We start from the raw sequence: 11,011 nt of genomic DNA, 5'->3' as shown, positions 1-11,011 counted from the left end.
AATGACACGCCCACATTTGTCATTTGAGCAGAGCCAGTCCGACGCTCGGATGCCCACGACGCCGGCGCCGTCAATTCGATACCGTCGCTGCAGAGGCCTTCCTCACCGCCCTCAGTTTAGGCGGCGCCATCGGAACAGCGGTTGGTCCAACCTCGTCAGCTGGATGACGCATGGACAAGATGGCGACGATTCTGACCGCAGTCGGGCCCTTGAGGGGGGCATCGATGCCCCGCTCTGGCAGCTGACCAAAGAGATCAATCGGCCGGGACGGAATAGCCAATCGTCAATACAACGGCCACAAGCCCAACTCTGGGGAATTTCATGTGAATGCGTTGCGAGCAATGGGAAGACGTCTTGCATTCAAACAGTAGGCGATGGCGCGGCCCTTCGATTCATTCCACCTTCACGAGGAATGGGGGCTTCCATGTGCCTTCGCCCGGGGGGAGGATCGAAGGTTCTTCGGTCTTCGGCCAGTACAGTCGCATGGCGAGGTAGATCGGCCCGTCCGGGGCGGGCAGCCAGTTGCTTTCCTTGTCGTCGCCGGGGCTGTCCTTCTGGATGTAGATGGTCAACGAGCCGTCGTCGTTCTTTTTCATGTTCGGAACCATCGGCGAATTGATGAGGTAACGGTCGATAGGATTCTTGATCAGAAACTGGGTCTTGCCGTCGTACATGGTCACCGACCAGAAGGCGTTAACGGGGGGAAACCCATCCGCCGGGAAGGTCAGAGTGTAGCTGTGCTTGCTCCCGTCCAGGGTCTCGCCTTTCTCATCCACGCGGGTGAGCGGGTAAGTGGCTTCCGCGGCATCGTTGCCATAAATTCCTCCCTTGGCCGCCGCGGCGCGCATCAGCCAGTCGCCGTTGTAGAACTTCTGGTCGCCGAAGAAGGAACCGATGTTCCATCCGTTGACTTTCTTGGTTCCATTGGCCAGCCATTTGCTCACCTTCTCATCGCCCTCCTTCATCGCGAGGACGACGGCAGCCTTGTGTTCCAGGGAGAGGTCCTTGAAGTCGAAGGTCTTATCAGGACCGACGCCGATGCTGGCGAGTTTTGCGCGAATCTCCTTGCTGTCCTCCGCCGGCGGGACAAACTCGAGGGCCGCGTCCAGGTACTGAAAGAAGTTTTCCTTGATCCCGGCGGTTGTAGCAGGAAGGAAATCGATCTTCGGTGCGGCGGGAGGCGCGGGTTTCTTCAGGTAGGAGGAGAGTGGCTGGACCTTGTAGCCATCTTGCACCTTGATCACGTTCGGCATGTCCTCCGGATTGAAGAGCTGGGTCCGGTAGGCCGCTAGTGAAAAGGGGGTGGTCGATGTGAAAACCTGCTTGATGCTTTCGGGCTTCTCGCCTTTCCAATCGGGGCCGACGACCATGTAGTCGCCAGGCTCGTTACCCGTAGCCCGGCTGCCCATGTAACCATAGTTGTAAGTATTGCCGTCGCAGAGCATTACCGAGAAATAGCGATCCTTATCCACTGCCGGCACCGAGAGCACGATGGGCTCGGCTCGTAGGTCCAGCCAGGCCAGCGAGTAAGGCGTGTCGCTGTTCGGCGTAATGACTGCGGTGTCCTTGTAGGTGAATACGCGCGGCTCGTTGAGGATTTCGTTGAATGGCGCCTTGAACTGCCCCGAGTCCTTATTGACGGCGTACTCGTTCATCACCGCGTAGTTCATCACGATCGGCAGACCGTAGATGAAGCCTTCCTCCGCGATGGCCTTGGTTTCTTCGATGCTGGGGGCGGCGACGCCTTCCGCTTTGTCAGCCTGGTCCGTTAAGGAAATTACGTCATTCGTTTTGTTGCAGCCAACAAACGTAGCGATGGAAATGGCGAACGCGGCGGCAGCCAAAGTAGGGAGGTGTATTGTTTTCATTGTTGATGGCTTTACGGGGAATTGTTGTGCCAGGAAAGGCAAGAGGATGCGTAGAAGTGACAGATCCTATTAGGGAGAGTATCACCTTTTCGTCAGGGGACCGATAGTAGGTGGCCCAATGCCCAGGCGGCTATTCGTCGCAGCTCGACGATTTGCCAGATAGTTTCGCGGAACTGCAATCGGCGGAACATACTTCATCGAGTCCACCAGTCTCGTTCCTCAGGTAGGTTGCATCAAACGCGGCGGGTTCGACTTGGAGCTATCTCGCAGAGGTGCAAACGACCGACAGCTCATCGGGGCATCCAATATCGAAGTCAATCTGAGGACGGGAATCTGCCTTCAACAAGCCACTTCGTGCCCAATGTCGAACAGTCATTTTGCCCAAAAAATCAGCCGTAATGACACGCCCTCATTTGCCGTTTGGGCAACGCGAGTCCGACGCCGGATGCCCTCCACGCGGACGCCGTCAATTTGATACCGTCGCTGCGGAGGTGTCCGTCACGAATGTCGCTAGATATAGACCGAGGCTACAACGCTTCGGAATGAAACGCCGAGGGCAGTTAGCGATCTGCACGACTCAGTATTGAGAATGGAAATTTGCAACGCGGCCTTTGGCTGCAAGCTGGTAACTTGAATCGCCGACTGCCACCCGCATTAGACGTGAGCCCAGCCCGCGATTTCCGCACTGATCGGGTTAGTCGTGGATTAAGCGGCAGACGTGCGGAAACAGCACGCAGCGCGCTTCGATATCGGCGACGGACCCCGCGATCACTCAGAATTGATATTTCAGCCTATACACTCCGGACAAAATCATCGGGATTCTCCCTAACGCTTGGCGCGCCGGGTTTCTAGATTCGCCCTCACCCCTTTGCGGATCAGCTACCAGCTTATTAGTCGCCCCGTTCCCAGAAAGTTGTAGAGAGTGAAGAGAATCGTGCGCTACTTGTAGGTATTTCCGAGGCGGAATTCAACGTCTGGCAACGTTCGATGCTGAAGTTTCTTATGGCGTTTCAATTCGTAGTCAATCTTCGAAAACATTGCAGACTTTTGTGGAGCAATGCATATGTGGCAAAGGAGATACAGGAAATGTACTGCGGGGCTAAAGAACGCACATCCCTCGCAATTGTCAAGTTCAGACTGTTTTCTGCAATTTGCCGCAACAAGATTTACAATCTTAACAATTTTCCTGACACTCGCGACATACTCTTGCAAACAGCTAGAAGACTCTAATTCGTGAAGTCCATTGATGCGGTTTATCGCGTAAACGTGCACCTATGCCAGCGACAACAACCCGAAATACCGAATACATTCCCATTCCGCTGGCGACCATCAGTCTGTCAGGGGTAGCCAACTTTTCACTGTATATTAGGGACAATTCCAGCAACTCAATTCACTTGTATCGTGACTCATCTTTACTTCTAGACGGTGCAGACCTCCAGAGGTTGAAAGATCGCGGTGTGAAACACCTCTACATTACGGCTGATGCGCATCTCGTTTACCAGCAATACCTCCGCAACAATTTTGCTGCGATTCTTGACGATGACAGTCTGCCGATATCACGACGATTGGACTGTTTGAGCGAGGCCGTCAGGGATGTGCTGTCCGAAGCATTTGCCCAGAGAAATATTGAAGACACACTCGAAAGCGTCAAGCAACTCGCCTTGCAAACAGTCGATTTGATCTGTCACACAGACACGACTGCGCAGCAGCTGCTTAAGGTGCTGCGGCATGACTACCACACCTTCACTCACTCGACCAATGTCGCATTTTATTGCGTGTTACTGGCTAAGGCGTGTGGCACAACGGAACGCTGCGAACTTGAACAAATCGCGACGGGCGGGCTATTACATGATATTGGCAAGCTCGATATTCCGGAGCAGGTTCTGACCAAGAATGGCCGGCTGAATAGTGAGGAATGGGAACTAATTAGACGTCATCCGACAACCGGATTCCGACTACTTGCGAACCACACGGATTTCAGCTTCGGGCAGCTAATGATGGTTTATCAGCACCATGAGAAAATGGACGGAAGTGGTTATCCCGTGGGCATTACGCAGAGCAGAATTCATCCCTGGGCGCAAATCTGCGGTATCGTCGACGTGTTCGAAGCGCTCACCAGTCACAGACCCTATCGGTCCGCAATGTCGCGGTCAGAGGCAACTTCGATCTTGGAACGACAAGCGGGGTCCAGATTCAACGCAGAGATATGGCAATGCTGGAAGAAGATTATTCAACACTCTTAGAGAGATTGCTCTCAACCTGTGAATGTGATATTGCGGTTGCCAGTGAGTGGGAGGCCAGCCTCACAAGCGGGGGCGTTATCCCGCCTCTCCCTAACGATCAGCGAGCATTCCTCCGCCATCGATACGCTCGCCGAGTTTTGTTGGAGTATCAAAATACGTTTTCGTCAATCCCTCGAAAGCGGGGGCAAACGCTAGTGGTAACACGAGACCTCTCTCGCGACGGAATCGCTTTTTTACATGCAGAGCAATTGTTTCCAGGAGAACGGATCACGCTCTGGCTACCGACGGGTAAAAAAACCTATGTCGTCCAGCGATGTCTCCAACACAATGAAAAGTGTTTCGAGATCGGCGCCTCCCTCGCCAGGAATTGTCGACCCTCACAATAAGTGATCAAAAGTTCTACAACCTTATGTTGAAGCCTTGCCGATGCTATACGGCGAATCTAAGTCTGAGATTCTCAGATCGGTCAGAACCTGCGTGGACTGAGCGGCAAAAGGGCGGAAACGGCAGGCAGCGCTTCGATATCGGCGACGGACCCCACGATCATACAGAGTCGATGTTTCAGCCTAAAAATACTGGGCAAAACCTTCACGATTCTCCCTCATACGAGGCGCGGCGGATTTTTGAATCCGCCCCCACCCCTTCGCAGACTGGGATTAAGCGGTCTAATTTGACTGTTCCCGCAAGCAGAGCCAAAACGACCAATGACACGCCCACATGGGTTGCGAGCATGTGCCCAATTCGAGAACTCAACGTGCCGGCTGACGCTGTTGTCGATTTGATTGCACGACTGCAGAGGTGAAAATCACCTCATGCAGTTGGAGCCACCGACGCAGGTTACAGCATTCCCCCCAAAACTAAGTCCTTGAGTGGCTGCTTCCCAGTGAGACCTAGCTCAAGTGTGGGAGTTTCCTCGTAGCGTCAGCAGGCCTGCGACGGCCAGGGCAGCCAGCAGCAGGGAACTCGATTCGGGGATCGCAATGCTCAACAGATTGTCGTCCGTCGTGAAGTAATACACCGCATGCTCACCCGTCAACAATGGCAACCCCTCGGCAGTGCCTTCCCCTGCGGCAAACTGAACGGGAAGCGCGAGCGGTATATCGCCAGTCGCCACGCTGACCAGGAATTGCAGCTGGAGCGACTCCGCAGCTAAGCTAGCCCGGACACTCAGTTAGTAGCTGAATACCACGTCGCCCCTCAGAACGCCCGCCGCGCCAGCCAACTACCGCCAACATCAAAACAGCCAGCGTAGCCGAGCCAGGTTCCGGCACGGAACTCAAGTCCCAGCCGATAACGTCGAATGCTTGTAGATCCAGTGCGGTGATCGCCCGCAAGCCGAAATCCAGGGTTGGGTCCATCACTCCCAGGTCGAGATTATCTTCCCAGTGACTCGGACCAAAACCATCGCCGTTGAATGTGCCGGTTGAAAATGTCGCCAGTTCCGTCCTGCCGCCGTCAATGGAGAAGAACGGAGTGTCCGCCACGCTGGGACTACCGAACGACCAATCACGCAATCCCCCGCGCGGCTGATTCGGTTGGCTCAAACTGTCATCCGTGTAGCGGAACAGATCGATCGGAAAAAAGATCGCTTCGCCGCTAAGGTCGATCAACTGATCAGCGAGGGGACCTTCGGGCGGGACTCCATTACCTCCGAAGACGTCCAGAAACTCCACGCCGCTAAAGAAGCCCAGCTGATGGCCAATCTCGTGAACCACGAGGCCGACAAAGTCGACTCTCCGCCGGTCGATACCATCTTCCCGATCAAAGTCCCAAGGTCCCTCGCTGAGGACGCGAATCGTTCCATCCAGGTCTGAATCGTTGGGCGAAACTATGCCCAGTGCCTTGGCGTTGGCCCGTGTGAGAATCAGATCTCGGTTGTTCCCGCTGCCATCGTCGTCGCGGATCCGCGGTGCCGGGATGACGGTCGTGTCATGCGTGATGAACTCAATGCCCGACGCCAGAGGTAGGGGCAGCGACCCGGCAGCGGTCCGGTCGTCGGCACTTGTCCGGTCCGCCAACAGCGCGGGCCGGATGACATCGGAGTAATTGGGGCCAATAAACTCGGGGATCGCTTGCCCCCCTGACCCCGGCGGAAGCCCGTCGAGTTCGATGACGAAGTTCAGCGTCGCGTCGTCTCTTAAAACCGAACGCCAAACCTCTCCTGCCGCCTCAACCGCCGAGAAGATATTCGCGGCGAGCGTTTGTTCGGCAGTCGTACCCGATTCAAAATCGAGCAGGCTTTGGCCTTTAGTAAACTGAAACGCCAAAGGAGACTCCATTGCTTGTGCTGGAGCAGAGAAGATCGCAAACGCAACGATCATAGTAACTTGTAAGCTGCTACTAGTTAACGGCCTCATGAGCGAGTCCTAAGTGTCAGTTTTAAACCTCAAGTTCGTTGGAGAAAGTCGTTGCCGCTGAGGTCAGTCGTCAACGCGTACTCATTTTCATCACGGCCAGCTATCGTCATGTTTTGCAGTTGCGAGATTCTTGCATAATAAAGAAAAGGGAATCAACCATACTGCAATGAACATGTAGATCGCCGTTTGTTCGTATGGCGTGCCATCCAATACATAGCTTGCAAGTAGGATTGCAGCGGCAAACAACATTGATATCGAAATGATTAGTACGGACGTTTTTTTCGGTCTCAAGGAATCGCTCCCTTTCGTTTAACACTTGATCGAGCCTTGGAATCGCGTTACCGATCTGGCTGCGATTCGTTGGCTCTAGAGTCGCCGCAATCTAAACACTTTTGTCGATCGGAGGTGTCATTGCGTCAATCTGTTTTGTGATCCGTACGTCGAATCGTGAGATCAAATTCTCGGCCGGCTTGCTTCCATGTTCCCACGGTTTCTTTTGTCAGCGGGTTGAGTTTGCCGTTGAAACTTGCGCCAGCGCTCTTGAATTGCATCGACACCAAGCCATTATCAACGGTCATCTTGGAAAGTGGAACTTCGGTGTTGCCCTGATCAAGGCTGATCAGTTTCCCAGAGAATTCGCCCTCGGAGTTGAGCGAAATTTCGAAACGCAAACGCAACTCGCGATTCCCCGTGTCAACTGTGCCCTCCCAAATTTGCAAGTTCTTGTTCTTTGCAGCCTGGCCGAAGATTGGGTTCTCTGCGCCAGGAACATTCTCAAGTGTCTTCTGAAAAGCGATCAGCTTCTGGAACAGTTCCGGATTGGCAGTGCCCCATTCAGCTAGATCGCGAGTCGCTGCTTTTAACCGATAAAATTCCAGTGCCGGGTTAGAGGGTTCGGGTCGAGGGCGATTCCTGATGGTCAGGTATTCATCAACGGCAGCAGTCGCCTTTTGCTTTCTGCCAGCTCTGTAAAGGGCTGCCGCATACTGCGGTAACAGGGTGTCGTACTCTTCTTGCTTGAAAAGCTTAACCGATCCCATCAAATCGACCCACAAGTCGGCGAGCTGTTCGGCGTTGTATATGTTTTGATGAGAAACGATGTTCATGTTCACCAAGGTCAGATAGCTTTGATTCTCAGGCCCCAATACCTCTTTGGCCCGCTCGTAAATTTTTTCGATGATACCACGCGCTTCTTCTCCGCCTCCGTACTGAAACCACCATGTCGACAACTGGCATTGTTGAATGAGAATTTCTTTTTCGCTGAGCGTGCCCTGCCGTTTGGATTCATCGAGGTCTGCCAACCAAGCTCTGGCCAGGTCTTCGGCATCAGCTTTGTCTCGGAAAGGATTTCCAACCATTGCGGCCATCCGCCGAGCACGGTCTGCCTGCTCGTCAGCACGTTCGGAAGCTACATTCGCTGCTTGTTCTGCCTGCAAAGCATGGTCGCGTTCACGCAATGCCCAAACGGAAGAAATGGAAGTCGTGACCAAGCCAAACAGCAAGGCAGCGATCAGAGCCGAGGCAACGGCAATGGTCGCTTTATTGCGGCGGAAGAGTTTTCGCAGTTTGTAGCCCGCGCTCGGCGGTGTCGCCATGACTGCTTCATCGTCCAAGTAACGCTGCAAATCGTCAGCCAACTCACTTGCTGCGCCGTAACGACGCGTGCGGTCTTTCTCCAACGCTCTGAGCACGATCCAATCAAGATCGCCCCTGAGTAGGTTGCCCAAACGGTTCGGCTCGGTGCCACGAGACCGTGCAATCAAGTCGGAATCCACTCCCATAGAAGTCACAAGAATCGAAGGCCGTTGAGGCTCTTCCTCGCGAATCAGCCGCTGCAGTTCATCCCAAGCGGCTAACTTAAGCGTGGCAGGATCGACCGGTGTCTTGCCAGTGAGCATTTCGTAGAGCAGAACACCGAGCGAATAAATATCACTCCGCGTATCGATGTCCACGCCAGATCGTTCCGCCTGTTCGGGGCTCATGTACTGCGGCGTGCCGATGAGTTGACGGAACTCGGTGAAAAGCGTCTTTTCGGTGAGCTCTGTGTTGGTCGCCTTGGCAATGCCAAAATCGATTACCTTGGCCAGTGGCTGCCCATCGGCAACGGTAACCAGCACATTCGTTGGCTTAATGTCGCGATGGATCACGCCCTTCTGATGCGCGTGCTGTATCGCCTGGCACACTTGCTGAAACAGTTTGAGTCGCTCATTCGTCGGTAGCTTCTCACGATCGCAATATTCGGTGATTGGATCACCGCGAACCAATTCCATCACAAAGTAAGGACGCCCTGAACCGGTTTCGCCGCCATCCAACACGCGGGCGATATTCGGATGGTCCATCAGTGCAAGTGCCTGTCGTTCGGCTTCGAACCGAGCGACGACCTGCTTGGTATCCATGCCCAGCTTAATGATCTTCAGGGCAACCCGTCGTTTCATAGGCTCATGCTGTTGGGCCATGTACACATCGCCGAAGCCACCGTGACCGATTTTTTCCAGCAGCTTGTAACGTCCGATCATGCTGCCTGCTTGCTCGGCGGGCTCAGAGTAAGCAGCTGCTACGTGATCGATGGTAGGTTCACCCAAAAAACTGCCTGCGTCCTCGCTCGCGGCAAGCAGAGCTTCGATACGGTTACGCAGTTGAGTATCCTCACCACACGCATCGGCTAGCAACTCATTACGTTCCGTTGGCGAGAGATCAATGACCTGCTCGAAAATTTCTTGAGCGGGATTAGACATGATTTTTCTTTAATTCGTACTGCTTTAATCGGGTTGACTGAGTTGATCGAACAGCCAGGCGCGGGCAAACTTCCAACGTCGATCCACCGTCCGCGGCGACATTTCTAATGCCTCGGCTGTTTGATCGACGCTGAGCCCGGCATAGAATCTCAGCCGGACGACACCCGCAGCTTCTGGGTTCTGCTCTTCTAAGCGACAAAGGGCAGCGTCGAGCGCCAAAATTTGTTCGGGATCTCCATCAGCGGCCAGTTCTGCCACATTTAGCGGCATTTTCTTGCCCGTACCGCCCCGTTTTTTTCGCCCTTTTGACTTGGCATGATCCAGCAAAACCCGGCGCATCGCCTCCGACGCCGTCGCATAAAAATGAGCCCGATTCTGCCAAGCCAGCTTGCGATTGCCAAAAAGCCGTAGAAACACTTCGTTCACTAGCGCCGTTGCCTGCAGTGTATGCCCCGGATTCTCACTCGCCATCCGGTTGTTCGCGATCGCCCGCAGCTGCCGATAAACCATCGGCAATAGCTCATCAGCAGCCTGCTCGTCGCCATCAGTTGCCTGAGAAAGCAACGCGGTCACATCGGGTTCTAGTTTTCGATCGTCATCAGCCATGACTACATTGTAGACGCGATCGAATATCGTCTCTATCTCAGGGTCGCATTGCCAAAAAAGCTAGATTAACCCCCTCCCATTCTGAGAGAAAGGCTATGGGAAAGTTTTGAACTGGGTAGCAAGCTACCGCTGTAAGTCTCCGGTAAAGCTAATTCGCCGAGGTGGGACAATTCGGGGGATTAAAGTCTGCACGAATTGCACTATGTGCATTTCACCTCCGCAGGATTAGCAATTTGCTAAGTCGCCAGGGTGACGCTCACCTCTGGAAGTTGGCGACCGTTCCGACTCGACGAAGTTGCATCATCCGCCCGAACTAGCGAATAGTCATTTGCCGCAGCGGTGGATCCCACCGATCGCACTTTGGGGCTGCGAAAAGCGCAGTCAAATCGATAACTCCTGGCTGCTTGCGAGTGGCTAGGTGCGTGACCCAGGACGAACCGTCATTTGACTCTGAAACGCAACCCTGGACACGCTCATGGGAGCAGTGTCAGTTTCCTTCGTTTTCCGGTACTAATCGTCGCAAGTCTTTTTGCAGTACAATCTTGGGGGCGGAAAAGTTTCTAAACTGATATTGGAATTCAAATCCCCGAGAAACGTCGAAATCGGAGCTTGTTGGCTGAGCCGCTACTGTGGCAGCCAAGGGTCGTGCAGGGGGCGTGCCGCCGCGAACTGAACGATCGAGGATGTTGTCAGGAGCGGATATTCATCGACGAGTTTTCGGTTAGTCCGCAACTTGAAACGGCAGGCCAGTTTCCGGAACCATCTCCAGCTCTCTCAAAACATTCGCCAACTCCGCACAGACATCAATCCCACTCCACTCTTTCTCGGGATCCCAGGCGAACGATTCATTTCCGGCGTCAAATTTCAGATAGAGTGCCTGCTGCACAACGTCAGCCAATCGCTCCAATTCCTCGCGGGAAAGTTCCTTCGACGTTCTCATGCCTATTCACACCTTTCGTCGAGTAGTTCATCAGGTAGGGGTGACGTTCCGGAGAGCTTCCAACCGAGGTCATATTCTTGATAGGGTGACCAATCAAAATCCTTAAACTCTAGCCTAGCCCTCGCTTGTATTTGCTCAGCATCATCAGGGGGAGCCGGACAGAGCGGCCACTCGATAACCCGCTTACCAATCCATAGTCTCTGCTCGTCGTCCCCAACTTCGACACCAGCTAACCAGTGATTCGGCAACATCGGTTCGCCAC

Annotated in this window: 8 protein-coding genes; 1 reads left to right on the top strand and 7 read right to left on the bottom strand. The window is 54.0% G+C overall.

Annotation, left to right across the window (positions count from 1 at the left end; genetic code table 11):
- Window positions 1-392: 392 nt before the first annotated feature.
- A complete protein-coding gene (locus tag AC6T8Q_RS11265; protein ID WP_500679171.1) occupies window positions 393-1,868 on the bottom strand; it encodes a DUF1254 domain-containing protein in 1,476 nt (491 codons plus the stop codon).
- A 1,274-nt stretch (window positions 1,869-3,142) separates the two neighbouring features.
- Here AC6T8Q_RS11265 and AC6T8Q_RS11260 point away from each other — a divergent pair.
- Entirely contained in the window at window positions 3,143-4,111 is a 969-nt protein-coding gene (locus AC6T8Q_RS11260) for an HD-GYP domain-containing protein (RefSeq protein ID WP_500679170.1), read from the top strand.
- An 895-nt stretch (window positions 4,112-5,006) separates the two neighbouring features.
- On the opposite strand, the gene AC6T8Q_RS11255 is transcribed toward AC6T8Q_RS11260, so the two are convergent.
- From AC6T8Q_RS11255 to AC6T8Q_RS11230, 6 genes are all read right to left on the bottom strand, one after another.
- The gene (locus AC6T8Q_RS11255) at window positions 5,007-5,225 is read right to left on the bottom strand and encodes a hypothetical protein (RefSeq protein ID WP_500679169.1); all 219 of its coding nucleotides are present in this window, start codon (window positions 5,223-5,225) and stop codon (window positions 5,007-5,009) included.
- A gap of 40 nt (window positions 5,226-5,265) precedes the next feature.
- Entirely contained in the window at window positions 5,266-6,390 is a 1,125-nt protein-coding gene (locus AC6T8Q_RS11250) for an NF038122 family metalloprotease (RefSeq protein WP_500679168.1), read from the bottom strand.
- Between the two features lie 494 nt (window positions 6,391-6,884).
- Complete coding sequence (locus AC6T8Q_RS11245; RefSeq protein WP_500679167.1) at window positions 6,885-9,203, bottom strand: serine/threonine protein kinase; 2,319 nt, start codon at window positions 9,201-9,203, stop codon at window positions 6,885-6,887.
- Between the two features lie 24 nt (window positions 9,204-9,227).
- Window positions 9,228-9,809 (bottom strand): sigma-70 family RNA polymerase sigma factor, encoded by a 582-nt coding sequence (locus tag AC6T8Q_RS11240; RefSeq protein ID WP_500679166.1) that lies wholly within the window; start codon window positions 9,807-9,809, stop codon window positions 9,228-9,230.
- Window positions 9,810-10,530: 721 nt separating this feature from the next.
- Window positions 10,531-10,749 (bottom strand): hypothetical protein, encoded by a 219-nt coding sequence (locus AC6T8Q_RS11235; RefSeq protein ID WP_500679165.1) that lies wholly within the window; start codon window positions 10,747-10,749, stop codon window positions 10,531-10,533.
- A gap of 2 nt (window positions 10,750-10,751) precedes the next feature.
- The coding region (locus tag AC6T8Q_RS11230) for a hypothetical protein (RefSeq protein WP_500679164.1) at window positions 10,752-11,011 on the bottom strand (260 nt) is incomplete at its 5' end.

The organism is Bythopirellula sp., assembly GCF_041737835.1.
Lineage (GTDB): Bacteria > Planctomycetota > Planctomycetia > Pirellulales > Lacipirellulaceae > Bythopirellula.
The sequence above is the reverse complement of the archived record's forward strand: the minus strand, read 5'-3'. Positions and strand labels throughout refer to the sequence as shown.